The sequence below is a fragment of the Bradyrhizobium sp. WBOS08 genome, assembly GCF_024585125.1.
Classification (GTDB): domain Bacteria; phylum Pseudomonadota; class Alphaproteobacteria; order Rhizobiales; family Xanthobacteraceae; genus Bradyrhizobium; species Bradyrhizobium japonicum_B.
Window position 1 is genome coordinate 6,399,675 of sequence record NZ_CP028988.1, and the last position, 26,691, is coordinate 6,426,365.

General features: G+C 65.0%; 18 protein-coding genes and 2 tRNA genes. 8 read left to right on the top strand and 12 right to left on the bottom strand.

What is annotated here, in order from left to right; translation table 11 throughout:
- Positions 1-44 precede the first annotated feature (44 nt).
- Genes ihpA through DCM80_RS30165 form a run of 4 tightly spaced genes read left to right on the top strand, consistent with a single transcriptional unit; the run spans position 45 to position 6,484 of the window.
- Entirely contained in the window at positions 45-1,319 is a 1,275-nt protein-coding gene (gene ihpA / locus DCM80_RS30150) for a divalent metal ion exporter subunit IhpA (RefSeq protein WP_257194999.1), read from the top strand.
- Complete coding sequence (gene ihpB, locus DCM80_RS30155; protein WP_257195000.1) at positions 1,316-2,293, top strand: divalent metal ion exporter adaptor subunit IhpB; 978 nt, start codon at positions 1,316-1,318, stop codon at positions 2,291-2,293. Before ihpA ends, ihpB begins: the two co-directional genes overlap by 4 nt.
- The gene (locus tag DCM80_RS30160) at positions 2,286-5,516 is read left to right on the top strand and encodes an efflux RND transporter permease subunit (RefSeq protein WP_257195001.1); all 3,231 of its coding nucleotides are present in this window, start codon (positions 2,286-2,288) and stop codon (positions 5,514-5,516) included. Before ihpB ends, DCM80_RS30160 begins: the two co-directional genes overlap by 8 nt.
- 2 nt (positions 5,517-5,518) lie before the next feature.
- Positions 5,519-6,484: a cation diffusion facilitator family transporter gene (locus tag DCM80_RS30165; RefSeq protein WP_257195002.1), complete on the top strand. Its 966-nt coding sequence runs from the start codon at positions 5,519-5,521 to the stop codon at positions 6,482-6,484.
- Between the two features lie 71 nt (positions 6,485-6,555).
- On the opposite strand, the gene DCM80_RS30170 is transcribed toward DCM80_RS30165, so the two are convergent.
- Positions 6,556-7,593: an acyltransferase gene (locus DCM80_RS30170; protein WP_257195003.1), complete on the bottom strand. Its 1,038-nt coding sequence runs from the start codon at positions 7,591-7,593 to the stop codon at positions 6,556-6,558.
- A gap of 128 nt (positions 7,594-7,721) precedes the next feature.
- A complete protein-coding gene (locus tag DCM80_RS30175; RefSeq protein ID WP_257195004.1) occupies positions 7,722-8,579 on the bottom strand; it encodes a class I SAM-dependent methyltransferase in 858 nt (285 codons plus the stop codon).
- Between the two features lie 222 nt (positions 8,580-8,801).
- Here DCM80_RS30175 and DCM80_RS30180 point away from each other — a divergent pair, with 222 nt between their 5' ends.
- Positions 8,802-9,887, top strand: coding sequence for an acyltransferase (locus tag DCM80_RS30180; protein ID WP_257195005.1), 1,086 nt, complete (start codon positions 8,802-8,804; stop codon positions 9,885-9,887).
- A gap of 22 nt (positions 9,888-9,909) precedes the next feature.
- On the opposite strand, the gene DCM80_RS30185 is transcribed toward DCM80_RS30180, so the two are convergent.
- The 7 genes from DCM80_RS30185 to DCM80_RS30215 all read right to left on the bottom strand — a co-directional run bounded on the left by DCM80_RS30185 (position 9,910) and on the right by DCM80_RS30215 (position 17,534).
- Positions 9,910-9,986, bottom strand: a tRNA-Val gene (locus DCM80_RS30185).
- 59 nt (positions 9,987-10,045) lie between these two features.
- The gene (locus DCM80_RS30190; RefSeq protein ID WP_257195006.1) at positions 10,046-10,450 is read right to left on the bottom strand and encodes a GFA family protein; all 405 of its coding nucleotides are present in this window, start codon (positions 10,448-10,450) and stop codon (positions 10,046-10,048) included.
- Between the two features lie 74 nt (positions 10,451-10,524).
- Positions 10,525-12,948: an endopeptidase La gene (gene lon, locus DCM80_RS30195; protein WP_257195007.1), complete on the bottom strand. Its 2,424-nt coding sequence runs from the start codon at positions 12,946-12,948 to the stop codon at positions 10,525-10,527.
- Positions 12,949-13,269: 321 nt separating this feature from the next.
- Positions 13,270-14,541, bottom strand: a complete 1,272-nt coding sequence (gene clpX / locus DCM80_RS30200; RefSeq protein WP_018320118.1) for an ATP-dependent Clp protease ATP-binding subunit ClpX — start codon at positions 14,539-14,541, stop codon at positions 13,270-13,272.
- Between the two features lie 458 nt (positions 14,542-14,999).
- Positions 15,000-15,635, bottom strand: coding sequence for an ATP-dependent Clp protease proteolytic subunit (locus DCM80_RS30205; protein ID WP_128917433.1), 636 nt, complete (start codon positions 15,633-15,635; stop codon positions 15,000-15,002).
- Between the two features lie 280 nt (positions 15,636-15,915).
- Entirely contained in the window at positions 15,916-17,277 is a 1,362-nt protein-coding gene (gene tig, locus DCM80_RS30210) for a trigger factor (protein ID WP_257195008.1), read from the bottom strand.
- Positions 17,278-17,449: 172 nt separating this feature from the next.
- Positions 17,450-17,534, bottom strand: a tRNA-Leu gene (locus DCM80_RS30215).
- 154 nt (positions 17,535-17,688) lie between these two features.
- Between DCM80_RS30215 and DCM80_RS30220 the strand changes: the two genes are divergently transcribed.
- A complete protein-coding gene (locus DCM80_RS30220) occupies positions 17,689-18,993 on the top strand; it encodes a multicopper oxidase domain-containing protein (protein WP_257195009.1) in 1,305 nt (434 codons plus the stop codon).
- A 4-nt stretch (positions 18,994-18,997) separates the two neighbouring features.
- Here the strand turns inward: DCM80_RS30220 and DCM80_RS30225 are convergent, their stop codons facing one another.
- Positions 18,998-20,497 (bottom strand): NAD(P)H-hydrate dehydratase, encoded by a 1,500-nt coding sequence (locus tag DCM80_RS30225; RefSeq protein WP_257195010.1) that lies wholly within the window; start codon positions 20,495-20,497, stop codon positions 18,998-19,000.
- Between the two features lie 380 nt (positions 20,498-20,877).
- On the opposite strand from DCM80_RS30225, the gene DCM80_RS30230 reads away from it, so the two are divergent.
- Complete coding sequence (locus DCM80_RS30230; RefSeq protein ID WP_007603495.1) at positions 20,878-21,216, top strand: P-II family nitrogen regulator; 339 nt, start codon at positions 20,878-20,880, stop codon at positions 21,214-21,216.
- Positions 21,217-21,367: 151 nt separating this feature from the next.
- Complete coding sequence (glnA, locus tag DCM80_RS30235) at positions 21,368-22,777, top strand: type I glutamate--ammonia ligase (RefSeq protein WP_100179304.1); 1,410 nt, start codon at positions 21,368-21,370, stop codon at positions 22,775-22,777.
- Between the two features lie 1,393 nt (positions 22,778-24,170).
- On the opposite strand, the gene DCM80_RS30240 is transcribed toward glnA, so the two are convergent.
- Positions 24,171-24,944 (bottom strand): gamma-glutamyl-gamma-aminobutyrate hydrolase family protein, encoded by a 774-nt coding sequence (locus tag DCM80_RS30240; RefSeq protein WP_257195011.1) that lies wholly within the window; start codon positions 24,942-24,944, stop codon positions 24,171-24,173.
- Between the two features lie 90 nt (positions 24,945-25,034).
- Positions 25,035-26,615 (bottom strand): hypothetical protein, encoded by a 1,581-nt coding sequence (locus tag DCM80_RS30245; protein WP_257195012.1) that lies wholly within the window; start codon positions 26,613-26,615, stop codon positions 25,035-25,037.
- Positions 26,616-26,691: the final 76 nt, after the last annotated feature.

Below are 26,691 nucleotides of genomic sequence, written 5' to 3' on the forward strand. Positions count from 1 at the left end.
GGGCGTTCCGCGCCCATTGAGTTCATCCTTCACAGGTCGGTTTCATGTTTCGCAAGGGAATGGCCGCGCGCCTCGTGTGCGCGGCAGCGTGCCTGATTGCAGGCGCGGCGCTCACACCGTCGCAGGCCCAGACTTTGACGATGCGCAGTGCGCTGTCGCGCGCGCTGGCCGCGAGCCCGCGGCTGACGGCGGCGGAGCGTGACGTCGGCATCGCCACCGGCCAGCGCATCCAGGCCGGCGCGCTGCTCAATCCGGAGCTGTCCTACGAGCAGGACGATTCACTCGGCTCCGGTAAATATCGCGGGACGCGTTCGGCCGAGACCACGCTGCAGATCAGCCAGGCCTTCGAGCTGTTCGGCAAGCGCGACGCGCGGATCGCGGCCGGAGCGGCCGGTGTCGAAGTCGCGGCGATCCAGCGCAAGGCCGTCAGGCTCGAGGTGCTGTCGGAGACCGCGATCGCTTTCCTCAGCGTGCTCGGCGCGCAGCGCCGCATCCAGATCCTCGACGAGCAGATTGCCGCGATCGACCGGCTGACCCCGCTGCTGCGCCGCCGCGTCGAGGCCGGGGCCTCCTCACCAGCCGAGACCGGCCGCGCCGAGGTCGCCTCCGCCCTGGTGAAGGCCGACCGCGAACGCTTCAAGGCGACGCTGGCCAGCGCCAGGCGCGAGCTTGCAGTGCTGATGGGCGATGCGTCCGCGAAATTCGGCGAGGTTTCCGGCCGGCTCGACACCATGGGCAAGCCGCCGGCGTTCCAATCCGTCGTCGCCGCCATCGACGCCAATCCGCAGCTGGTGCGCTGGACCGCGGTCTTTGCCCAGCGCAACGCCGAGCTCCTGCTGGCGCGGCTCAAGCCCTATCCGGACGTGCGGATCGCGGCCGGCTGGCGTCATTTCAACGAAACCAATGACGATGCCGTGCGCTTCACGCTTTCGGTGCCCATTCCCGTGTTCGACCGCAACCAGGGCAACATCCTCTCGGCGCAGGAGAGCCTTGCCAAGACCAAGGCCGAGCGCGAGGCCAACCGCAACACGCTGATCGTGATTGCCGGACGCGCCTACGACTCGCTGCAGGGCTCGCTGCGCGAGCTCGCGGTGCTGCGCGAGATCGCCATTCCCAAGGCGGTTGAGGCCTCCGAGGCGATCTCGCAAGGCTACGGCCAGGGCCGCTTCACCCTGCTCGAGGTGCTCGACGCCCAGGCCAGCGTCACCCAGGCGCGGCTGCGCGAGCAGGAGGCGCTGCAGAACTTCCATGCAGGGGTGGCGACCATCGAAGGCCTCGTCGGCAATCCCTTTACGCTGGCGCGGGAGAGCGCACGATGAAGATGTCCTCCACCGTTCTCGTCGCACTCGTTGCCGCCGCGCTCGGCGCTTACGGTTACTCCCTGCTCGCGCCGGCCAAGGTCGCACACACTGAGCAGGCCGAGCATTCCGAACACAAGAAGCCGAACGACCATGTCGAGCAGGACGAGCACGGCGCCGACCGCATCCGCATCTCCGACGTCAAGCTGGCGGCGGCCGGCGTGACGCTGGCGGAAGCCGCGAGCGCGACGCTGACCGACACGCTCGCCTTCAACGGCATCCTGCGCGCGAACCAGGAAGCCGTGGTGCAGGTGACGCCGCGCTTTCCGGGCCTCGCCAAATCGATCCTGAAGCGCATCGGCGACAAGGTCGCCAAGGACGACCTGCTGGCCGCGATCGAGAGCAACCAGAGCCTCACCGTCTACGAGCTGAAGGCGCCGATGGCCGGAACCGTCATCGAGCGGCAGATCTCGCTCGGCGAATACGCCTCCGAGCAGAAGCCCGCTTTCGTCGTCGCCGACCTCTCCACCATCTGGGTCGACCTGTCGATCTACCGGCAGGACCTCCGGCGCGTCCGCCTCAACGACGAGGTGCTGATCGATCCCGACGACGGCCGCGGCGAGATCAAGGGCACGATCTCCTACATGGCCCCGATCGGCTCGAGCGAGACCCAGACCGCATTGGCCCGCGTGGTGCTGCAAAACCCGGACGGACGCCTGCGTCCCGGCCTGTTCGTCACGGCGCGGCTGATCCTCGCCGCACGCAACGTCGCGGTCGCGGTGCGCCGGAGTGCGATCCAGACGCTGGAAGGCCGGACCATCGTGTTCGTCCGCGAGGACGGCGACAAGATCGAGGCCCGCCCGGTCGAGCTTGGCGATTCCGATCCGAGGTTCGTCGAGATCAAGGCCGGGCTCGCGGCCGGCGAGCACTACGTCGCGGAGAACAGCTTCGTCGTGAAAGCGGAGATGGGCAAGGGCGAGGCCGAGCATGATTGAGCGCCTCATCGCAGCCTCGCTTGCCCAGCGCTGGCTGGTCCTCCTGCTCGCGCTCGGCGCCGTCGCCTTCGGGGCCTGGAACTTCCAGCGCCTGCCGATCGACGCCGTCCCCGACGTCACCAACGTTCAGGTCCAGATCAACACCCGCGCGCCCGGCTATTCGCCGCTCGAGACCGAGCAACGCATCACCTTCCCGGTCGAGACCGCGATGGGAGGGCTGCCGAAACTCGACTACACCCGCTCGCTGTCGCGCTACGGCCTCAGCCAGGTGACGGTCGTCTTCAAGGACGGCACCGACATCTTCTTCGCCCGCCAGCTCGTCGGCGAACGGATCCAGCAGGTGAAGGACCAGCTGCCTGTTGGCGTCGAGGTCGCGATGGGCCCGGTCTCGACCGGGCTCGGCGAAATCTTCATGTACACGGTCGAAGCCAAAAGGGACGACAAGACGGGCGCGAAGACGCAAGGCGGCCACGATTATTCGCTCACCGATTTGCGCACCGTTCAGGACTGGATCATCAAGCCGCAGCTCCGCAACGTGCCCGGCGTGATCGAGATCAACACCATCGGCGGCTTCGAACGGCAATTCCACGTGCTGCCTGATCCCGGCAAGCTGATGGCCTACCGGCTCGGCTTCCGCGACGTGATGACGGCGCTGGCCGCCAACAACGCCAATGTCGGCGCCGGCTATATCGAGCGCAACGGCGAGCAATATCTGGTGCGCTCGCCGGGGCAGGTCGGCAATATCGCCGAGATCCAGAACGTCGTGATCGGCTCGCGCGGCGGCAATCCCGTCAGGATCAGGGACGTCGCGACCGTCACCGAGGGCCGCGATCTGCGCACCGGCGCTGCGACACGCGACGGCGAGGAAACCGTGCTCGGCACCGCCATGCTGCTGATCGGCGAGAACAGCCGCACGGTGGCGCGCCGCGTCGCAGCCCGGCTCGAGGACATCGCCAAGTCGCTGCCCGAAGGCGTCGTGACGCGCACCGTCTACGATCGCACCGACCTCGTCGAAGCCACCATCCGCACCGTCAGGAACAATTTGCTGGAGGGCGCGGCGCTGGTGGTGGCGGTGCTGTTCCTGATCCTCGGCAACATCCGCGCGGCGCTCGTGGTGGCCTGCGTCATCCCGCTGTCGATGGCGATGACGATCACCGGCATGGTCGAGACCAAGGTCAGCGCCAATCTGATGAGCCTGGGCGCGATCGATTTCGGCATCATCGTCGACGGCGCCGTGATCATTGTCGAGAATTGCCTGCGCATGCTGGCTGCGGCTCAACGCGAGAAAGGCGGCCTGCTCACGACCACGGAGCGGCTGCGCGCGATCCTGCGCGGGTCGGGCGAAGTCATCAAGCCGAGCCTGTTCGGAACGCTGATCATCGCGGTGGTCTATCTGCCCGTGCTGACGCTGACCGGCGTCGAGGGCAAGATGTTTACGCCAATGGCGCTGACCGTGCTGATGGCGCTGGGCGCCGCCGTGCTGTTCTCCGTCACTTTCGTGCCGGCGGCGGTGGCGATCTTCGTCACCGGCAAGGTGTCCGAGCACGAAAACCTGTTCATGCGGATGGCCAAGCGCGGCTATCTCCCCCTGCTCCGCTGGGCCATCGACAACCGCGCGGCCGTCGCCATCACGGCCGCGATCATCGTCATCGCCAGCGGGATCGCCGCCTCGCGCATGGGCGGCGAGTTCATTCCGAGCCTGGACGAAGGCGACGTCGCGCTGGCCTCGATCCGGATTCCCGGCACCAGCCTGACGCAATCGCTGGATCTGCAGAAGGCGCTGGAAAAGCGCGTCACGCAGATTCCGGAGGTGAAGGAGTTCTTCACCCGCATCGGCACCGCCGAGATCGCGACCGATCCGATGTCGCCGGCGCAGACCGACGGCTACATCATGCTCAAGCCGCGCAGCGAATGGCCCGACCCGGACAAGCCGAAATCGGAGGTGGTCGAGGCCATCGACCATGCCGCGGACGACATACCGGGCAGCGCCTATGAACTCTCCCAGCCGATCGAGTTCCGGGTCAACGAGCTGACCTCCGGCGTGCGCAGCGATGTCGGCGTCAAGATTTTCGGCGACGACCTCGACATCCTGCAAGGTGCCGCAAAGCAGGTCGAGGCCGCGATCCGCGGCATCCGAGGCGCAAGCGACGTCAAGATCGAGCAGGTCGCAGGCCTGCCGATCCTCACCGTCCGCCTCGACCGCCAGGCGCTCGCCCGCTACGGCCTCAGCGTCGCCGAGGTGCAGGGCATCGTCGAGATCGCCGTCGGCGGCAAGTCCGCGGGCAAGCTGTTCGAGGGCGACCGCCGTTTCGACATCGTGGTTCGCCTGCCCGAGCATTTGCGCGGCAATCTCGAGGCGATCCGGGCGATCCCAATTCCGCTGCCGCCCGGCGAGGACGCCGGCTCCGGCCCGGCCATTCGAACGACATTGGCCGCCTCTCCGCTCGCCCAGATGCGCTACGTGCCGCTGTCGTCGGTCGCCACCGTCGATGCGACGCCCGGGCCCAACCAGATCAGCCGCGAGAACGGCAAGAGACGAATCGTCGTCACCGCCAATGTCCGCGCGCGCGACCTCGGTTCCTTCGTGGCCGAGGCCGAGGCGGCGGTGGCCGAGAAGGTCAAGCTGCCGCCAGGTTACTTCATCGGCTGGGGCGGCCAGTTCGAGCAGCTGGTCTCGGCGACCAAGCGGCTGACCATCGTGGTGCCGGTGGCGCTGCTGATGGTGTTCCTGCTGCTGTTCATGAGCATGGGATCGGCGGCCGACGCCGCGCTGGTGTTCTCCGGCGTGCCGCTGGCGCTGACCGGCGGCGTTGCGGCGCTGTTGCTGCGCGACATTCCCTTGTCCATCAGCGCCGGCGTCGGCTTCATCGCGCTGTCGGGCGTTGCCGTGCTCAACGGACTCGTCATCATCGCCTTCATCGAGCGGCTGCGCAGCGAGGGACGATCCGTTATCGAGGCTGTTCGCGAAGGCGCGCTGACGCGGCTGCGACCGGTCCTGATGACGGCCCTCGTCGCCTCGCTCGGCTTCGTGCCCATGGCGCTCGCCACCGGCGCCGGCGCCGAGGTGCAGCGGCCGCTCGCGACCGTGGTGATCGGCGGCATCATCTCCTCGACCATCCTGACGCTGCTGGTGCTGCCGGCGCTCTACGTGCTGTTCCGCCGTGACGGGACGCGCGAAACGCCTACAATGATCCCTGATTTGGCGGCGTCCGGGGAGCGCTAGAATTGGACCACGACCACCACGGTCACCACCACCATGACCATGCCGGCCATTCGCATGATCATGGCCATGGTCACGGGCACGGGCATGTCCATGCCCCCGCCAATTTCGGCAAGGCGTTCGCGCTCGGCATTTCGCTCAACATCGCGCTGGTCGTGGCCGAGGCGATCTACGGCTACATCGGCAACTCCACCGCCCTGCTCGCCGACGCCGGCCATAACCTGTCCGACGTGCTCGGCCTCGTCATCGCCTGGGGCGCCTCGATCGCCGCGCGCCGCGCGCCGCGCGGCCGCTTCACCTACGGTTTTCGTGCCTCCACCATCCTGGCGGCGCTGGCCAACGCGGTGTTTCTGCTGGTCGCGACCGGTGCGATCGGCTGGGAGGCGATCCTGCGCCTGCGCGAGCCGGAGCCGGTCGCGGGCGTCACCGTGATGGTGGTCGCCGGCATCGGCATCGTCATCAACGGCTTCACCGCGATGCTGTTTGCGCGCGGACGCGAGGACGACATCAACATTGAGGGCGCGTACCTGCACATGGCCGCGGATGCCGCGGTCTCGCTCGGCGTCGTGATCTCGGCGGCGCTGATCATCTGGACCGGCTGGCTCTGGCTCGATCCCGTCACCAGCCTCGTCATCTGCGCCACGATCCTGTGGAGCACCACCAGCCTCTTGCGCGGCTCCATCGACATGTCGATGGCCGCAGCGCCCAAGGGCACCGACCTCGCTGCGATCAGGGCGTTCCTGCTGGCCCGCCCGGGCGTCTCGGCGATCCACGATCTCCATGTCTGGCCGATCTCGACCACCGAGACGGCGCTGACCTGCCACCTCGTCATGCCCGCCGGCACGGGCGATGCGTTCCTAATGGAGACGGCGCAGCTCTTGAAGACGTCGTTCCGCATCGGCCACACCACGCTTCAGGTCGAGACCCTTCCCGACAACGGCTGTGCGCTGGCGCCGGATGATGTGGTTTGAGCCATTGCGCTGGCCGCGCCAATGATCCCGCGTGCGAAGGGACGACACCGATGGCGCGGCAAGGACGTCGGCTATGTCACCGCATCGGGGCGCTGTCCGCCGGCGACGACACCGCTGGTCCTCGAGCGCTGCGCGAGCCATCGCGCCGCCCAGCGATTGATCGGGCGCTCGAAGCACATCCAGGACGCCGACGCGATGGCGAGGAGAAGCGCGAGCAGAATCCAGCGCCACATCTCGCCGGTGCCAGGGTCGAGCTGCTTTCGCAGCGCAAGCCAAGGCAGGATCAAGAACAATGGCCAGTGCCAGATGTAGAGGCCATAAGAGATGTCGCCAAGCTTGACGCCGAGGCGCGGCGCAGCCGGCAAGAGCGCAAGCCCGGCAACGGCGAGCCAGCACGCGACCGGTGTCATCCATGACGACAAGGGCAGCCCGAATGCGTAAACCCAAATCGCGAGCGTCAGCAATGCCAGACTGGAGCGCCAGCTAGGCTGAAGTCGCGAAACCGTCATGTAGGCGAACACCCCTGCGGCAAAGTCGGCGTAGTGATCGTCACCGAAACGCGAGATCTGCGGAGGCTGTGGCGCTATTTCGGTTCCGATGGCAGCAGCGGCAATGCACCAGAGCAACAACAGCCTGACGCCGCCGATAGGGATGAGGATGGCGGAGACGATGTAGAAAATGACTTCGTATTCGAGCGTCCAGCCCACCGCATTCATCGGTGTCTGTTGCGGGATGATCAGGAGCGACTTCAACACCCGGCCGATCTCGATCTCATGCGGCGGGCCACCAATGCTGCGGCTGAAGAGCACGATCATGACGAGCGTGGCCAGGGCATTGAGGGGATAGATCCGGAAGAATCGCTTGGCGAGGAAGCTGGTGGGCGTATAACCCGGCGCCTTCGAGACGTAGCAAACGATGAAACCGGAAATCGCAAAGAAGAGATCGACGCCGGCCGCACCGCGATCGGCCAAGAATCGCCATGTATAGAGCCCGGCTGGATCAAAGTATTTCAGCGCGAGATGCGTATGGAAGTAAAAGACCGCCAGGGCGGCGAATGCGCGCCCGAGCTGGATGCCTGGCAGCCGCCCATGAAGCTGATGATCGGACATTTGAGGCTGCGCTTAGCAGAATGCACGTTCTGGCACAACCACACCGCTTTCACCTCTGATCGCGCAATTCAGCTCATTCTCCTCACCGATCCGTCACGATCATAGATCGGCACTGCCGCGCGGCAATCTCACCCCACCTTCGCCGTCACGATCCAGATCGCGCCCTGCAGCTCGACGCGCTGCCCCTTCAGGAACGGCGCGAGCATCTCCCGTATCGACGCCTTGGCTGCCTCATATGTCTCGGGCGGATGGCCCTGCAGGGCGCGGCTGGCCGGGCCGATCTGGAGCGCGCCGTCGACCGCCGCATCGAGGCCGCCGCCGATCGCAACATCCATCGGCAGATTGTGCGGCTCCATCGCCGCGTCGACGAAGCCGGCCGCTTTGAGGATTCGCATTACGCGCTCCTCCGAGGCGAAGGCGAACGGGCCGGGCTCCTCCGGCCCGACCGGCGGCATCTTCGGCACGTGCTTGTAGACCGCCATCAGCGGCGCCATCATCCAGGGGTTCTCCTTCGGCTCGCGCCAGCAGGCGAAGGCAAGCCGGCCGGACGGCTTCAGGGCGCGGCGGAGGTTGGTGAAGGACGCAACGGGATCGGCGAAGAACATCACGCCGAAGCGCGAGGCGAGCAGATCGAAGCTGGCCGGCTCGAACGGATGGACCGTCGCATCCGCCAGCACGAAATCGAGCGGCAGGCCTTTTGGTGCCAGCGCACGCGCCTGCGACAGCATCGGCTCGGAGACGTCGAGACCGAGCGCGAATCCGTTCGGCGCAACGGCTTTGGCGAACGCAAACGTCGTCGCGCCTGAGCCGCAGCCGACGTCGAGGACGCGCTCACCCGGCTTGGGCCGGGCGCGGTCGATCAGCACGTCGGCAATGGGTCCGAGCAGGTTTTCCTGGGCTGCGTGGCGATCGGCCCAGCGCTGCCCGCTCGGGCCGTTCCAATAGGCGATCTGGTCGGCGTTTTGCTCGTGGCCAGACTGTTGCATCGCTTTCTCCCTCGGACCGCAGGTCCTCCGCCAAACCAGAAGACGCTTATCCGCATGCAGTTCCCGGACGCAAGACCAATTCCGGCAAGGCTATTTCCGGCAAGGCTATCCGAGTGCCGCCGCCGCGCGCGCAGTCAGGCACAGGACCGGCGTGAGCACCGGGGTCCAGAGTTGACACAATGGGAAGCCACTGTTCTAACTTTGGAAACCTGAGGAAACCCTTTGAAATCCGAACGATCGGTCGGCATCGATTGCCTGCGCGCCATCTCCATCATCTGGGTGCTGCTCTACCATTTTGTCCCGCTGCAGGCTTTCAACCGGGGCACGTTCGGCGTGCTGCTGTTCTTCATCATCAGCGGCTATTGCATTGCGTTCAGCGCCGAGACATCGCAAACGGCCTGGCACTTCTATGCCAAGCGGCTCGGCCGCCTGCTTCCCGCGCTGATCGTCTGCGGCTTCCTGACGACGCTGTTCAAGTTTCTGGCCCCCGAGCTGGTCGAGCCCGGCCGCGGGCTGAAATGGATCCACTACGTCTATACGCTGATCGCGCTTCCGACGCTCAACGTCCTGCAGGTGAACTATAACCTGCCCGACGGGGCCTATTGGTCGTTGCAGATCGAGTTTCAATTCTACTTCTTCTGCTTCCTGATGATGGTGCTGGGGCTCAAGCAACGGCTGCTGGCACTGCTGTGCGCGGTGACCATCTTCCGGACGGTGACCACCAGCACGGACTATTACACCTCCAACGATTTCTTTCCGTTCTTCATCGCCGGCATGAGCGTGGCTGCGCTCGTCAGGGGACGCACCAGGGAGGCGATCGCGGGCATCGTCGTGGCGTTCTCGGTCGAGCTCTATCATCTGAAGATGGGCGTCAAGCAGCCGTCCGCCCAGATCGAGCTGTACCGGTCGCTGCTGCTGTGGTTTGGCACGGCCGCCGTCTATCTTGCCGCGCGGTATGACCACCTTCTGCCACGATGGTCGAGCGCCCTCGCCTTCATCGGCGTCATCAGCTATCCGCTCTATCTGATCCATCAGGACGTCGGGATGATGATCCTGCACTGGGCGCATGTGGGCCGTGACTCCGCGGGCGACATGCTGATCCGCGCGTTCGTGCTTCCCGCATTCCTCGCTGCCATCGCCTGGCTGGTCTACGCGCTGGTCGAAAAACCCACCATCAAGCCGCTGACCCGTTTCCTGACCGATCCGATCGGCTGGCTTCGGCAATGGCAGCCGGCAATGGCGCGAGGCGGATACAAGGCCACAGAGCGCAGCGGCGACGTCGCGCGCCAGGATTTGCCGATCGGGTGACCCGACGCCGCGGGTTGAAGACTGGTGGGCGGTCACGGATTCGAACCGCGGACCCTCTCGGTGTAAACGAGATGCTCTAACCAGCTGAGCTAACCGCCCTCGCCGCCTCTTTAGCCTCCCAGGCCCCGGACGGGCAAGCGCGGAACGTCATTCCAGGCTCAATCCTGCGGCCGCCCCGGCAGCAGCGGCACGGCGTCGATCCACACCGCGGCCGACTGGCACCAGATCTGCCGGACCGGGCGCAGCTGGTCGCGCTGGCGGATCGAGCCCCAGCGGATGCCCCAATCGTCGGCCTGGTCGCCCTCGCCGCTGGTGAACAGCGGGGAACCGCAATCGGCGCAGAAGTGCTGGAAGCGCATCCGGCCGTTGTCGCCGCGCTTGCCGTAGATTTTGGGCGCGCCGGCGGTCAGGCGGATGTCGGCCCCCGAGCAGATCGCGGTCACGCGGAACGGCGAGCCGGTCAGGGACTGGCAATCGGTGCAATGGCAAACCGATACGGCTTCGGGGTCGATCTCGGCTTGATAGGCGATCTTGCCGCAATGGCATTGCCCGTCGATCTGCATCGCCCCTCTCTCCTTGCCCCAAAATAAAAACGGCGCCCGAAGGCGCCGTTTTATCATCTTTTCGAGCCGCACACTCAGTGAGCGGTCAGGCCGCCGGCGGCCTCGTCGCCATCGGGCTTCACCGTCACCTTGGTGTCCTCTTCCCAGACGATCGGCGTCGGCTTCTTCACCAAGGCCTTGGCGATGACGTCGTCGAGGCGGGAGACCGGGATGATCTCCATGCCGCCCTTGATCGCATCGGAAATCTCCGTGAGATCCTTGGCGTTATCCTCGGGGATCAGCACCGTCTTGATGCCGCCGCGGGCCGCAGCCAGCAGCTTCTCCTTCAGGCCGCCGATCGGCAGCACGCGACCGCGCAGCGTGATCTCGCCGGTCATCGCGACATCGTGGCGGACCGGGATGCCGGTCATGACCGAGATGATCGCGGTGGCCATCGCCACGCCCGCGGACGGACCGTCCTTCGGTGTCGCGCCTTCCGGCACGTGCACGTGGATGTCGCGGCGGTCGAACATCGGCGGCTCGATGCCGTAGTTGATCGCGCGCGAGCGGACGTAGGACGCCGCCGCCGAGATCGACTCCTTCATCACGTCGCGCAGATTGCCCGTGACCGTCATCTTGCCCTTGCCGGGCATCATGACGCCTTCGATCGTCAGCAGCTCGCCGCCGACGTCGGTCCAGGCAAGGCCCGTGACGATGCCGACCTGCGGCTCGCTCTCGATCTCGCCGAAGCGGTACTTCGGCACGCCGAGCAGCTCTTCCAGAGTCTTCTCGGTGACCTTGACCGACTTCTTCTTGGAGATCATCAGCTCCTTCACCGCCTTGCGGGCGAGTGTGGAGAGCTCACGCTCCAGGTTACGCACGCCCGCTTCGCGGGTGTAGCGGCGGATCAGCAGCAGCAGCGCGTCGTCATCGATCGAGAACTCCTTGGAGTCCAGGCCATGCTTGGACACCGCGTTCGGGATCAGATGCTTGCGCGCGATCTCGACCTTCTCGTTCTCGGTGTAGCCCGCGATCCGGATGATCTCCATGCGGTCCATCAGCGGTCCCGGAATATTGAGCGTATTCGCGGTCGTGATGAACATCACGTTGGACAGATCGTAGTCGACCTCGAGATAGTGGTCGTTGAACGTCCCGTTCTGCTCGGGGTCGAGGACCTCGAGCAAGGCGGAGGACGGATCGCCGCGGAAATCGGCGCCCATCTTGTCGATCTCGTCCAGCAGGAACAGCGGGTTGGACGACTTCGCCTTCCGCATCGACTGGATGATCTTGCCGGGCATCGAACCGATATAGGTGCGGCGGTGACCGCGGATCTCGGCCTCGTCGCGCACGCCGCCGAGCGAGACGCGCACGAACTCGCGCCCCGTCGCCTTCGCGATCGACTTGCCGAGCGAGGTCTTGCCGACGCCGGGGGGCCCGACGAGGCACAGGATCGGGCCCGTCAGCTTGTTGGCGCGCGACTGCACCGCGAGATACTCCACGATGCGTTCCTTGACCTTCTCGAGCCCGTAATGATCGGAGTCCAGGATGGCTTGCGCCTGCTCCAGGTCCTTCTTCACCTTGGACTTCTTGTTCCACGGGATCGACAGCAGCCAATCCAGATAGTTGCGCACGACGGTCGCTTCCGCGGACATCGGCGACATCTGGCGCAGCTTCTTCAACTCATGCTGCGCCTTCTCGCGCGCTTCCTTGGAGAGCTTGGTCTTGGAGATCTTCTCTTCGAGATCGGCGAGCTCGTCGCGACCGTCGTCGTCGCCGAGTTCCTTCTGGATCGCCTTCATCTGCTCGTTGAGATAATACTCGCGCTGGGTCTTCTCCATCTGACGCTTGACACGCGAGCGGATGCGCTTTTCGACCTGCAGCACCGAGATCTCGCTCTCCATCAGGCCCAGCACCTTCTCCAGGCGCGTTGTGACGGACAGCGTCTCCAGGATGCCCTGGCGATCGGCGATCTTGACCGCGAGATGCGAGGCAACGGTGTCGGCGAGCTTGGCGAAATCGGTGATCGCCTGCACGACGCCGACGACCTCGGCCGAGATCTTCTTGTTGAGCTTCACATAGCTCTCGAAGTCGGACACGACCGAGCGTGCCAGCGCCTCCGCCTCGACCGACTTCGCATCGGTGTCGGCGAGCGCGACGGCCGTCGCCTCGTAATAATCGGCGCGATCGGTGTATTTCGACACGCGCGCGCGCTCGAGCCCTTCGACCAGCACCTTCACGGTGCCGTCGGGAAGCTTCAAGAGCTGCAGCACGCTGGCGAGCGTACCGGTCTCGTAAATGGCATCGGGCGCCGGATCATCGTCGGACGCGTTCTTCTGCGTCGCGAGCATGATCAGCGCGTCGTTCTTCATCACCTCTTCCAGCGCGCGGATCGACTTCTCGCGGCCGACGAAGAGCGGAACGATCATGTGCGGGAAGACGACGATGTCGCGCAGCGGCAGCACGGGATAGGCGTGCGTTTCGCCATGAACGATGGTTGGCCGGGGTTTTGGATTAGTCATGGCCTTTTCCTTTTGCTTTGCCCCCTTGCACGCAGCCCGCATGCTCATGCGCAACCGCCACAAGGTGCCGAGGTGATCCGCAAGGCCGGTCGGTCCCTCTTACGAGTGGGACCGGCTCGCCGGATCGGAACTGAGGCGAATCTGGAAGAGAATTTTCGCTCGCCGCCGACATTAGGTGGCTATCGACCCGGGGGGTGTCAAGTCATTGAAAAACGCGCGCCATCAGGCGCTTACGCAACGCGGCAAGCGACGCAACACCGGCTGCGGAGATATTCTTCCGCAGCCCAACATGAACGTTTGGAGCGTTCCAGCGCCGCCGGGTCAGGCGCTGGCGTTCTCGACGGCGCGATCGGACCGATCGGCGTAGATGTAGAGCGGACGCGCCGTGCCTTCCACGACTTCGCGGGAGATCACGACCTCTTCCACACCTTCCAGGCCCGGCAGGTCGAACATGGTCTCGAGCAGGATCGCTTCGAGGATCGAACGCAGGCCGCGCGCGCCGGTCTTGCGCTCGATCGCCTTGCGGGCGACCGCGCCAAGCGCCTCGTCGGCGAAGGTCAGCTCGATGTTCTCCATCTCGAACAGCCGCTGGTACTGTTTCACCAGTGCGTTCTTCGGCTCAGTGAGGATCTTCTTCAGCGAGGTCTCATCGAGATCCTCGAGCGTCGCCACGACCGGAAGACGGCCGACGAACTCGGGGATGAGGCCGTACTTCAGCAGGTCCTCAGGCTCGACGTGACGGAAGATCTCGCCGGTCCGGCGGTCTTCCGGCGCCATCACCTGGGCAGCGAAACCGATCGAGGTCGACCGTCCGCGCGCAGAGATGATCTTCTCCAGGCCCGCGAACGCGCCGCCGCAGATGAACAGGATGTTGGTGGTATCCACCTGCAGGAACTCCTGCTGCGGATGCTTGCGGCCGCCCTGCGGCGGAACCGACGCCACCGTGCCTTCCATGATCTTCAGCAGCGCCTGCTGCACGCCCTCACCCGACACGTCGCGCGTGATCGAGGGATTGTCGGACTTGCGGCTGATCTTGTCGATTTCGTCGATGTAGACGATGCCGCGCTGAGCCCGCTCGACATTGTAGTCGGCGGCCTGGAGCAGCTTCAGGATGATGTTCTCGACGTCCTCACCGACATAGCCGGCCTCGGTCAGCGTCGTCGCATCCGCCATGGTGAACGGCACGTCCAGGATGCGGGCGAGCGTCTGCGCAAGCAGCGTCTTGCCCGAACCGGTCGGACCGATCAGCAGGATGTTCGACTTCGCGAGCTCGACGTCGTTGTGCTTGGTCTGGTGGTTGAGGCGCTTGTAGTGATTGTGCACCGCGACCGACAGGACCTTCTTCGCGTGGCTCTGGCCGATCACGTAATCGTCCAGGACCTTGCAGATTTCCTTCGGCGTCGGAATGCCGTCGCGCGACTTGACCAGCGAGGATTTGTTCTCCTCGCGGATGATGTCCATGCAGAGCTCGACGCACTCGTCGCAGATGAAGACCGTGGGACCCGCGATCAGTTTGCGGACTTCGTGCTGGCTCTTGCCGCAGAACGAGCAATATAGCGTGTTCTTGGAGTCGCTCGTGCCGACCTTACTCATTCATGTCTCCGTCCGCGGTTCGATCCCGTTCCGCTCGATCGCTCCATTCCGACACGATGGTCGGCATGAAGCTTAAGTAGAGCAAATTCCGTACCAAAAAAGACCCTACGCATTACATCCCGTGCGAATCACGGTCGTTCGATTCCCCGCGATCATAGCCGATCAATCGTAGCCAACCATGCTGTCACCCGACTATCAAGAATTCGCTAATCGGGGGTCGCCGGCTACCCGTGACAATACCGTGATTTCCGGTCTTGGCATGGGTGAAGTGACCGAAATCACCACGGCGTTGCTGGATTGCCACGAAAAACAGGCACGAAAGCGGAACCTTCTGCCTGTCGCAGGGCGAAAAAACGCCTTTTTGCAGCGCGCACATGCGTCCATAGCGTGAACGCCACCTGAAGGCGACAGGCGATCTCCTCAGGGGTTGCCGCGGGATCGCCGTCACCCCAGTAGTGTTACTGGGTCTTCGCCGGCGCGGCTTCCTCGGCGCGCTTGTCGATGACCTTGTCGACCAGGCCGAACTCCTTGGCGTCGTTCGCCGTCAGGAACTTGTCGCGTTCCAGCGCATCCTCGATCGACTTGTAGGTCTGGCCGGTGTGCTTCACGTAGATCTCGTTGAGCCGCTTCTTCAGGTTCAGGATTTCCTGGGCGTGCAGCATGATGTCGGTGGCCTGGCCCTGGAAGCCGCCGGAGGGCTGGTGCACCATGATGCGCGCGTTCGGCAGCGAGAAGCGCATGTCCTTCTCGCCGGCGCAGAGCAGCAGCGAGCCCATCGAGGCGGCCTGCCCCGTGCACAGCGTCGAGACCGGCGGGCGGATGAACTGCATGGTGTCGTAGATCGCAAGGCCCGACGTCACCACGCCGCCCGGCGAGTTGATGTACATCGAGATTTCCTTCTTCGGATTTTCCGCTTCGAGGAACAGGAGCTGCGCGACGATCAGCGTCGACATGCCATCCTCGACCGGGCCGGTCACGAAGATGATGCGCTCCTTGAGGAGGCGCGAGAAGATGTCGTAGGCGCGCTCGCCACGGTTGGTCTGCTCGACCACCATGGGCACGAGGTTCATGTAGGTTTCAACCGGATCGCGCATGAGTCACCTAGGGTTTTCGGAGACGGCCATCACCGGGCAAGGCTTGCCAGCTTGGCTGGAACTGCCGGAAGGGCGAAGGGACGTCCTGTGATGCAGGAACTTGGTAGGGTAGAAGGCGTACCGACAGATATAGCCCAATTCGCTTCTGACAAGTGCGGCGCGCATTAAGGCTTAATCCGTCGGGCAGTTGAAGCTGATTCGCACAAAGAGGCCCAGCCGGCCATCTGGCTAGCTGGGCCTCTTCGCTGATCATCCTTAATGGGAGACTATCTCAAACCCTTCAGGCCGCAGTCTTTTCCGCCTCGTCGTCCTTGTAGAGGTCCTCGCGCGAGACCTTCTTCTCCGTCACGTTGGCGAGCTCGAGGATGAAGTCGACGACCTTGTCCTCATAGATCGGTGCACGGAGCTGGGCCAACGCCTGGGCGTTGCTGCGGTAATAGTCCCAGACCTCCTTCTCGCGGCCCGGCATCGAGCGCGCGCGCTCGATCACGGCGCGGCCGACCTCGTCATCCGTCACGGTGATCTTGTTCTTCTCGCCGATCTCGGAGAGCACGAGGCCAAGCCGCACGCGGCGGTCGGCGATCTTGCGGTACTCTTCCTGGGCCTTGTCTTCAGTGGTGTCCTCGTCGGCGAAGGTCTTGCCGGCGGAGGCCATCTCGGCCTTGACCGAGTTCCACATCAGATTGAACTCTTCGTCCACCAGCGAGGGCGGCGCCTCGAAGCGATGCGCTTCGTCGAGGCGGTCGAGCAAGGCGCGCTTGACGCGCTGGCGCGTCGCGGTGGCGAACTCGGCAACCAGACGCTCGCGCGCGGCTTCCTTCAGCTTGTCCAGCGATTCCAGGCCAAGCGTCTTGGCGAACTCGTCGTCGATCGCAACGTCCTGCGGCGCCTCGATCAAGGTCGCGGTGGTCTCGAACTCGGCCGGCTGGCCGGCGAGCTTGTCGCTCATGTAGTTCTGCGGGAACGACACCTTCAGCGTGCGGGTCTCGCCGGCGCCGATGCCGATCAGCTGCTCCTCGAAGCCCGGAATGAAGGTGTTGGAGCCGATCGCGACCTGGATGCCCTCGCCGGTACCGCCCTCGAAGACTTCGCCGTTGATGGTGCCCTTGAAGTTGATGGTGACGCGGTCGCCGGATTCGGCCTTGGCGCCCTCGGCCTTCGCGGCATAGCTGCGGTTGCCGTCGGCGATGCGCTTGATGGCTTCGTCGACGTCGGCGTCGGTGACGTCGGCGACGGGCTTCTCGACCTCGAAGGTCTTGAAGTCGGCGAGCGCGATCGCCGGCACCACCTCGATCGCGACCGTGTAGGTCAGATCGGTCTTGCCGCTGAGGAGCTCCTCGACCTCGGCCTGCTCGCTAGGCATGGTGATCTTCGGCTCGGTCGCGAGGCGGAAGCCGCGCTCGGAGAACAGCTGCGTGTTGGTGTCGCGGATGGTCTGGTCGATGGTCTCGGCCATCACCGAGCGGCCGTAGACCTTCTTCAGGTGCGAGACCGGCACCTTGCCGGGACGGAAGCCGTTGATGCGGACCTTGTCCTTGAGGTCGACGAGCTTGGCGCCGGCCTTGGCGTCGAGATCAGACGCGGGAACGCTGATCTTGAACTCGTGCTTCAAACCTTCCGAGAGGGTCTCTGTGACCTGCATGGCGTCCAATCTTCTTCTCGTTCGGTCCCGGCGCGCATGCGTCGGGACGCTGTCATTAATCGATCCGGCGCGAGGCAAACCCTCGACGCCGGTGCTGCATCGGACCGGCTTCAGCGGACGGACATCCGCGCGAAAGCAGGCCCTCGTAATCCGTGCAAACGCGATAAGCGCTTGGTGCGGGCGGAGGGACTCGAACCCCCACAACTTTCGTCACTGGAACCTAAATCCAGCGCGTCTACCAGTTCCGCCACGCCCGCGTGAAGTTGCATCAAGACCGGCCGCGATGCCGCGGGCGGCCGGGCTTATAGCATGTGCCTGACTGTTCGCAGCAAAAAAATGGTCTGATGGAGGCAGGCTTCAAGTAGGCACGATGGCTGGACTTATCCAGCACGGCGTGGTCCGGATTGCCCGATGAAACCGCGGATCTTTGACCCCAATCGGCGCGAGGTTCTGGCCGGGCTTGGCGCCTCCGCGGCCGCTTTCATCGCGGGCGGAGCGACCCCGCCTGTGACCGCCCGGCTTGCCCTCCAGGCCAGGGCGTCAACGCTGGCTCTCAGACCGGGTCAGCCGGCTACACCCGTCTGGGAGCTCGCCGCCGTCAGCCATCTCCGGGACGTCCGGCTCAAGCGCGGCGACCGCTGCGAACTGGTGTTTCGAAACGAGCTTGCTGTGCCGCTTGCGCCAGTCTGGTACGGCCTCAATGGTCCTGTATCGGCCGATCCGCTGCGAGGACGCGCGCCCGCGCCCCCGAACGCGGTCGAAACATCAATTATTTCAATACCTCATGCCGGGACCTTGCTGGCCGACTTCCGCCTGTTCGAGGACGCCTTGAAGCAGCCGGCACGCCCGCTCGCGATCGTCGCGGCCGAAACCAGCCCGGCCGTCGTCGACCGTGACGAGGTGCTCTTGATCGAGGAATGGCGCCTGCGCCCCGATGGCACCGCCGTCCCGCCGGGCCAGGACCCGAAGGACGCGACGCCGGCCTATACGATCAATGGTCAGGCTTCATTCGAACTCTCAGCCCAGGTCCACCAACGGCTGCGGCTACGCTTTATCAACGGCTCGCAACGCACTGTTCTGGCTATCAAACTGGAAAGCCACGACGTCCGCGTGCTGGCCTTGGACGGACAGCCCGCCGAGCCGTTTTCGGCGCGCAACGGCGCCCTGGTGCTGGCGCCCGGCGCGCGCGCCGACGCCGTCGTGGACGCGGCCGCATCCGCCCAGTTCCTGCTGCACGACGGCAAGGCGGCGCACCGGGTCGGCAGCCTCAAGATCTCAGACCAGCTGGCACGCCGCGTTCCGCTGGCGCCGCCGCAGCCGCTGCCTCCGAACGACCTTCCCGAGAAGCTCGATCTAAAGGGCGCCCTGCGGTTCGATGTCGCGCCCGGCGCCCCCAATGCCGGCTGGGCTCGGCCCGCGAATTTCTCCACGGCCTCCGCACCCGCCTTCCGGGCCAGGACCGGCCGCACCGTCGTGCTGGCCCTGAGCAACCCCGGCGCTGTCACCACCGTGTTCCACCTGCACGGCCATCCCTTCCGCCTGCTCGACCGGCTTGACGACGGCTGGAAACCCTACTGGCTCGACACGCTCGCGATCGAGCCCGGCAAGACCGAGCGCGTCGCCTTCGCGGCAACCGCGCCCGGCCGATGGCTGCTCGAATCCGTCGCCACCGACTGGGCCGCGCCGCGGCTGGTGCGCTGGTACGCGGTGGAGTGAACGCTCAGTACTCCACCCCCAGCGCGGAATAGATCCGCCGGTGCACCGCCGGCAGCGTCTCGGTGAGGTCCTCCGCGATCAATCCCGGCCCGGCTTCGCTCGCCGCCTCGCCATGCATCCAGACGCCGATGCTGGCGGCTTCGAACGCCGGCACGCCCTGGGCCAACAGCCCTGCGATGATGCCGGACAGCACGTCACCGGCTCCGGCGGTGGCGAGCCAGGGCGGCGCGTTGGCGGCGATGGTGGCGCGGCCGTCGGGAGCGGCGATCGTGGTGTCCGGCCCCTTCAGCAGCACGACGGCGCCGGACCGCTCGGCGGCGGCGCGCACGCGCTCCAGCTTGGAGCGGCCCGGGAACTTGTTGCTGAGATCCGAGAACAGGCGCGGAAACTCGCCTTCGTGCGGGGTCAGCACCACCGCATTGTCCTGTGAGGACTTGATCGATTCGAACAGGCGCTCTGGGGTTGCGGCAAAGCTCGTCAGCGCATCGGCATCGAGCACCAGATGACGCTGCGCGCTCAGCGCGGTGTGGACGAGATCGCAGGTGCGCTCACTGACGCCCGCGCCGGGACCGATGATGCAGGTGTTGTAGCGCTTGTCGGCGAGCAGCTCGCCGAACTCGACGACGGTGTCGACGGGGCGAACCATCACCGCAGTCAGCGCCGCCGCGTTGATCGCGAGCGCATCGCGCGGGCTCGCCAGCGTCACCAGGCCCGCCCCTGCCCGCAGCGCGCCGCGCGCGGCGAGCCGCGCGGCCCCGGTCGCGGCGGCATCGCCGGAGACCGCCAGCACGTGCCCGCGCGCGTATTTGTGGCCGTCGATGCGCGGCAGCGGAAAGGCGGCGCCCCAGACCTCCGGATCGTTCTCGAAGGTCTGCGGCGCGATCTCGTCCAGCACCTGCGCGTCGATGCCGATGTCGGCGACGCGCACCCGGCCGCAATGCATCCGGCCCGGCAGCAGCAAATGCGCCGGCTTCTTGCGGAAGAAGGTGACGGTCTCGGTGGCGTTTACCGCTGCTCCCATTACGGCCGCGCTGGTGCCGTTGATGCCGCTCGGCAGGTCGACCGCGAGCACCGGGGCGCCGTTGGCGTTGATCGCCTCGATCATCGCGCGCGCCTCGCCATCGACGGGGCGGCTGAGGCCCGCACCGAATAGCGCATCGATGATCAGCGCAGGTCTTCCGATCGCCTGCGGATTGAACGGGAGCACCGGGTGCTTCCAGCCGCGCGCGGCGGAGGCCGCATCGCCCTGGAGCTGGTCGCGCTCGCACATCGGGATCACCGAGACCTCGCGGCCCTGGGCGGCGAGCTCGGCGGCTGCGACAAAGCCGTCACCGCCATTGTTGCCGGGACCGGCCACGATCAGGATCGGCCCCTCCTCCACCAGCGCCTGGGCGGCCTCGGCGACCGCCTGGCCCGCGCTCAGCATCAGCTTGAAACCGGGCGTGCCGGCCGCGATGGTGAGCTGGTCCGCCCGCTGCATTTCGGCGTTGGTCAGAACTTCCATGCCACTTCCCTAGTACAATCGCCTTTTCAGCAGGCATCCTCGGCGTGGATCCGACGCGGGGAACAACGATCTGCACACATATTGAACCGTTTGCCTATTTCGTAGTCTTCGGTATTTTGTGCAAGTCGGCGCCACCATTCAGAGATGCTCGTTAAAAGGCTGATAACGCTCCAATAATCAGGGCATTTGCAACTTGGCATAGACCCTGCTTTCGAGGAAGCCGCTTCGGTTCGTCGTGCTCACTGGCATTTTTCAGGGTGTCGCCGGCCGTTGGTGCCGGACAGGTCAGGACTTCCGGCATAGCGAAGACAAGATCGTGCGTTAGAGCAGCGCATCCTGACGAAGACGTTGCGATTTGATCGAAAGGCCGGAGGAGCGCAGTGAAGAAAATCGAAGCCATCATCAAGCCATTCAAGCTCGACGAGGTGAAGGAAGCGCTTCAGGAAGTCGGCCTTCAGGGCATCACCGTGACCGAGGCCAAGGGCTTTGGCCGGCAGAAGGGTCACGCCGAGCTGTACCGCGGCGCAGAATACATCGTCGACTTCCTGCCCAAGGTGAAGATCGAGATCGTGATCGGCGACGATCTGGTCGAGCGCGCCATCGACGCGATCCGCCGCGCCGCGCAAACCGGGCGCATCGGCGACGGTAAGATCTTCGTCTCCAACATCGAAGAGGCGATCCGCATCCGAACCGGCGAATCCGGGCTGGACGCTATCTGAGCCGGGTGCTATCCCGAATTTTGCGACACTCCGACTAGAATGAAGGCTGCTTCGGCGGCCTGATTTCGTTTGTGCGGTCGCGCAAAACTCGCCCTCAGCGAGAACAATTTGCTCATCTGGAAACCGACCCGCAGAGCCAAAAGGGGTATGCATGAAGACCGCCAAAGACGTCCTGAAATCGATCAAGGACAACGACGTCAAGTACGTCGACCTGCGCTTCACCGATCCGCGCGGCAAGTGGCAGCATGTGACGTTCGACGTCAGCATGATCGATGAAGACATCTTCGCCGAAGGGACGATGTTCGACGGCTCCTCGATCGCCGGCTGGAAGGCGATCAACGAGTCCGACATGTGCCTGATGCCCGACCCGGTCACCGCGACGATCGACCCGTTCTTCGCCGAGACCACCATGGTCATCACCTGCGACGTGCTCGAGCCGACCACCGGCGAGCCCTACAACCGCGACCCCCGCGGCATCGCCAAGAAGGCCGAGGCCATGGTGAAGTCGATGGGCGTGGGCGACAGCGTGTTCGTCGGCCCCGAAGCCGAGTTCTTCGTGTTCGACGACGTGCGCTATTCGGCCGAGCCCTACAAGACCGGTTTCCGGCTCGACTCCTCGGAGCTGCCGACCAATTCCGACACCGAATATGAAGGCGGCAATCTCGGCCACCGCATCCGCACCAAGGGCGGCTACTTCCCGGTTCCGCCGCAGGATTCGGTGCAGGACATGCGCTCGGAGATGCTCGGCGCCATGGCCAAGATGGGCGTCAAGGTCGAGAAGCATCACCACGAGGTCGCTTCCGCCCAGCACGAGCTCGGCATGAAGTTCGACACGCTGACGCTGATGGCCGACCACATGCAGATCTACAAGTACTGCATCCACCAGGTCGCGCACATCTACGGCAAGACCGCCACCTTCATGCCGAAGCCGATCTTCGGCGACAACGGCTCGGGCATGCACGTGCACCAGTCGATCTGGAAGGACGGCAAGCCGGTGTTCGCCGGCAACAAATACGCCGACCTGTCGGAGACCTGCCTGCACTACATCGGCGGCATCATCAAGCACGCCAAGGCGATCAACGCCTTCACAAACCCCTCGACCAACTCCTACAAGCGTCTGGTCCCGGGCTATGAGGCCCCCGTGCTGCTCGCCTATTCGGCGCGCAACCGCTCGGCCTCCTGCCGCATCCCCTACACCGCTTCGCCCAAGGCCAAGCGCGTCGAGGTGCGCTTTCCCGATCCGATGGCCAATCCCTATCTCGGCTTCGCCGCGATGCTGATGGCCGGCCTCGACGGCATCAAGAACAAGATCGATCCGGGTCCGGCGATGGACAAGGACCTCTACGACCTGCCGAAGGAAGAGCTGAAGCAGATCCCGACGGTGTGCGGCTCGCTCCGCGAGGCGCTGGAGAACCTCGACAAGGACCGCGGCTTCCTCAAGGCCGGCGGCGTGTTCGACGACGACTTCATCGACGCCTATATCGAGCTGAAGATGACCGAGGTCGCCCGCTTCGAAATGACCCCGCATCCGGTCGAGTTCGAGATGTACTATTCGGGCTAAGCGGCCCGAACTGTCCACGACAAGCAAAAGGCGCTTCCGAAAGGGAGCGCCTTTTCGTTTCAGCGACATTGAAATCAGGCACCAGCTGAAGCCGGACGATCGGCTGGCGCGCCTGCGCTTCGTCCCGCGTCGCGGCCGTGCAGCTTGCGTCTCAGACGCGTCAGCTTTCGTTCTGCATCTGACTCCACTTCGTTCTCAAAGAACAAATCAGAGCCGCAAAAATCAGGGCGGATCAATTCCTACCGATTGGTTTATCTCGCGCGAGATTTGGCATGAAGATCGGGCGATGCGCTTCGAGAGCGAGGCGTCGGGCAAAACACCTCGGTCAAGCCCCTCAGCCGAAAATATTCCACTTTCCCGAATTTCGGATTTATGGCATAAACCGGTCATCCCGGCCCTGCCAAAGGGGCGCTTCGCGATCGTCACGAGATGCGGGCCGGGGTGCGGTGGACGCGGTAGCGCCGGCGCGGATGTGTGGCGACAGGGCGGGCGACCGTGAGTCTCACGCAACGTGCATACGACACGGCGCGGTCACAGCGGTCTCGTTGATGCCTGGAGGCGAGCACACGCAAGCCTTCGGGTCGTCCGGCGGGATCGTCCGCGGACGGAGAAGTCGTGTGGTCCCGACGCCCGGGGTTCTGGCGTCAAGCCTCAGCGGTGATGCAGCGGCCCGACCGGGTGCGCGCATCGATCAGCCGCGAGGCCACGGGGGCAATAGTGCAACGCTCCCCGAGGAGAGCACGAAGGACACCGTTAAAACCATCCGCGCAGGGAAGGCCGGGCGACCGGCACACCTGTGGTCCACCCCGTGTGCGTTCTTACGCCCACGGACCTGCGGGTGCCGCCGGCGCCCGGCCTTCCCTGCGCCCTTTGGCCTTTCATGGGGCGAAACGAACAGCAAAGCTCGGGCGAAAGAAGCCGCGGGAATGCGAAGGCGCGTCTGCCACGTACTCCCTGTCATCGCCCGCGCAGGCGGGCGATCCAGTATTCCAGAGACGGCAGTGATTGAACCGAGAAACCGCGGCGTACTGGATTCCCCGCCTGCGCGGGGAATGACACCGTCATGTGGCGAAGCACACTGCCACCCCACACTCCGTCATTGCGAGGAGCCCTTGCGACGAAGCAATCCAGACTGCCTCCGCAGTAAAGACTCAGGATTGCTTCGCTTCGCTCGCAATGACGAATTTGATGCAGCTATGCGCCAAAAACCTCTCTCGTGCCCCGGACGCAGCGCAGCGTCTCTTCGACGGTGCGCTGCAGAGCCGGGGCCCATGCCACGATGGAATCCGGAGCGCTGGGTCTCGGCTCTGCGCCGCAACGCTAAAAAGCGCGTTCACGCGCGTCTTCGACACGCTATGCGCGTTGCAGCTTGTCCGGGACACGCGCCGCCGCCCTACGCCGCCGCCCTCTGCCGCGCCACCAGGGCCTCGCCGAACGCCTCGAACAGCTTGCGGTTGATCGGATTGTGCTGGGGATCGTATTCGGCATGCCATTGCACGCCGAGCGCGAAGCTCGGGGCTTCCGCGATCCGGATCGCCTCGATGGTGCCGTCCTCGGCGACGCCCTCGATCAGAACGCGCTTGCCGGGATCGAGAATGCCCTGGCCGTGCAGCGAATTGACCCTGATCTTCTCGCAACCGAGGATTCTCGCGAACGCCCCGCCCGGCGTCAGGTCGACATCGTGGCGGTCGGCGAACACCACGGTCGGATCGGGATGGATCTCACCGTTCTCGAGCCGGGGCATGCGATGGTTCATGCGGCCGGGAATTTCGCGGATCTCGGGATGCAGCGAGCCGCCGAAGGCGACGTTCATCTCCTGGAGGCCGCGGCAGATGCCGAACAGCGGGATGCCGCGGGATACGCAGGCGACCGAAAGGGCCAGCGCCACCTCGTCGCGGTGGATGTCGTAGGGCTCGTGCTTCTCGCAGGGGTCGACGTTGAAACGGGTCGGGTGCACGTTGGCCCGGGCGCCGGTGAGGATGATGCCGTCCACCGTGTCGAGCAGTGCCGCGATATCGGTGATGTCGGGCGAGCCCGCGAACATCACCGGCAAGCCGCCGGAGACCTCGGCTACGGCGCGCAAGTTTCGCTCGCCCACCATCTGGACCTGAAATCGATTTTCGACGCGATGGGCGTTCCCGATCACGCCGACGACCGGCTTTCTCATCTGTCGTTCCGCGCCTCTCCGTCAGAAGATTCCCGTAACATGCCCCCCGGATGGAACAAATTCAACCGAAGGGATCGCGGGACGGCAATGCTATTTTCGCGCAAATGCCGCCGGCCCGGCCGCCCGGCCGCCTCGCAGATGCTGCCACGCTCCAGCGACGACAAGCCGGATCCGGTCAAACAGAACCGCCGCCAGAATGGCGCTCGCGCCGCCCAGAAACGGGACGGCATAATAGGCGTAACGGTTGAAGCCGTAGACCAGAAACGCCGGAAACGCGAGGCTGACGAGTGCGAGCAGGATCATCAGGCTGCCGCCGGCGATCAGACCAGGGGGGAGCGGGCGCAAGAATCCGAGGCGGGCGCCGATGGCACCTGCAAACAGGACGAAAGCGAGGATCAGGGTTGCCGCGGACACCCAGCGGATCGGTCCCGGAAGCTCATCGTACTCGCTCGATATGGTCAGCCCGTACCAGAGATCGGCCAGATCCGGCCGCGGCTGGTAGCCGAACGTCAGGAGACGGTCCAGTTTCACCTGCACCTGGTCCGGCGACGGAAGGAGCCACCGCTCGAGCCGCCAGTGAGGCTTGTAATAGTCATAGATCAGCCGCCGATATTTGAGCCCGGTCGGGCTTCCAAACATGGGATAGGCGTCCCGGCGCACGAAGAATTCGTAGCCCTGCGGATTGACGGCGCGCCGTGCCGCGCTGTTGCCATCGAACAGCAGGAAGTACATTTCGCGCAGGAAATGCTTGCTGATGTGCCGGTACAGCGTCGACGGTGTCGTCAGCGTCTCGATGAAGATGTCGCGAACCACCTTCTCGAACTCTTCCGGGGTGTCGTCCGGCTTCTTCAGCTCCTCCAGGGCGCCGAAGGGCCATTGATAGACCACGATGTCGGACCAGCCGGTGGGCGTATCCAGCGCCCGCATCCGCTCGACGTAGGCCCGCGCCTTGGCTTTCCGGTCGAGATGGACCCCGTGATCGAAGTCGCCGGAATAGCCGACCACGAATGCCATCACGGCCACGCTTTCGCTGCCGGCCGGACGTTTTCCAATCGCGTAATTGACCGCCGTGGGGATCAGGTACACGGCCGTGGCGAGGCCGCCTGCCAGCGCGACCACGCTCAGTCGGCGGAGCCATCCGGCATCCAGCACCACGACCAACCAGAGCAGGATGATCGCAGCTTGTCCGACCGCGGCCGACCGGCACGTCATGACGGCTCCCAGGCTTGCCCCGAGCGCCGCTGCGGCGACAAAGGGCGGCCACTTCCTGAAGACGATGCCTGCGGCGAGGAAGGCCGCAAGGCTGACCAGAAAGTTCGAGATGCTCTCGGCGCCGATCGTGTTGTCGTAGTGAACCGTGCGCGCATAGAGCGCGGCGATCAGAAAGGCCAGGATCGACAGGATTCGGGGCGCACCGGCAAAGCGCACCGTGGCGGCGACGAGAAGAGCCGTGCCGATGCTCATCAGATGCTGGACGATGACGAAGACCACGATGTGCGGCCCGAACAGCTTGGACAGCAGCACCAGGAACACCGCCAGGCCGTACGGCCGCTTCCCGGTATTGTCGATGTAATGGCCGTTCAGAATGGCCTGCGCTTCGTCCAGATAGGCATCGCTATCCTCGTGGACGAAATGATCCGGCCAGGCCACCAGAAACGCCAGATGAACCATCAGAGCAAGACCGATGGCCCAGATCCAGATCCCGAGCCACGTGATACGGCTCGCCCGTGCGAGGAGCGCCTGCCAC

Excerpts from the sequence above, each read along its gene's own strand:
- DCM80_RS30170 (WP_257195003.1), bottom strand. The coding sequence starts at position 7,593 with ATGTCCGATCATCAGCTTCATGGGCGGCTGCCAGGCATCCAGCTCGGG.
- DCM80_RS30225 (WP_257195010.1), bottom strand. The coding sequence starts at position 20,497 with ATGGAAGTTCTGACCAACGCCGAAATGCAGCGGGCGGACCAGCTCACC.
- DCM80_RS30160 (WP_257195001.1), top strand. The coding sequence starts at position 2,286 with ATGATTGAGCGCCTCATCGCAGCCTCGCTTGCCCAGCGCTGGCTGGTC.
- DCM80_RS30175 (WP_257195004.1), bottom strand. The coding sequence starts at position 8,579 with ATGCAACAGTCTGGCCACGAGCAAAACGCCGACCAGATCGCCTATTGG.
- ihpB (WP_257195000.1), top strand. The coding sequence starts at position 1,316 with ATGAAGATGTCCTCCACCGTTCTCGTCGCACTCGTTGCCGCCGCGCTC.
- DCM80_RS30190 (WP_257195006.1), bottom strand. The coding sequence starts at position 10,450 with ATGCAGATCGACGGGCAATGCCATTGCGGCAAGATCGCCTATCAAGCC.
- tig (WP_257195008.1), bottom strand. The coding sequence starts at position 17,277 with ATGCAGGTCACAGAGACCCTCTCGGAAGGTTTGAAGCACGAGTTCAAG.
- clpX (WP_018320118.1), bottom strand. The coding sequence starts at position 14,541 with ATGAGTAAGGTCGGCACGAGCGACTCCAAGAACACGCTATATTGCTCG.
- ihpA (WP_257194999.1), top strand. The coding sequence starts at position 45 with ATGTTTCGCAAGGGAATGGCCGCGCGCCTCGTGTGCGCGGCAGCGTGC.
- DCM80_RS30240 (WP_257195011.1), bottom strand. The coding sequence starts at position 24,944 with ATGAGAAAGCCGGTCGTCGGCGTGATCGGGAACGCCCATCGCGTCGAA.
- DCM80_RS30245 (WP_257195012.1), bottom strand. The coding sequence starts at position 26,615 with ATGGTTCATCTGGCGTTTCTGGTGGCCTGGCCGGATCATTTCGTCCAC.
- DCM80_RS30205 (WP_128917433.1), bottom strand. The coding sequence starts at position 15,635 with ATGCGCGATCCGGTTGAAACCTACATGAACCTCGTGCCCATGGTGGTC.
- DCM80_RS30220 (WP_257195009.1), top strand. The coding sequence starts at position 17,689 with ATGAAACCGCGGATCTTTGACCCCAATCGGCGCGAGGTTCTGGCCGGG.
- glnA (WP_100179304.1), top strand. The coding sequence starts at position 21,368 with ATGAAGACCGCCAAAGACGTCCTGAAATCGATCAAGGACAACGACGTC.
- lon (WP_257195007.1), bottom strand. The coding sequence starts at position 12,948 with ATGACTAATCCAAAACCCCGGCCAACCATCGTTCATGGCGAAACGCAC.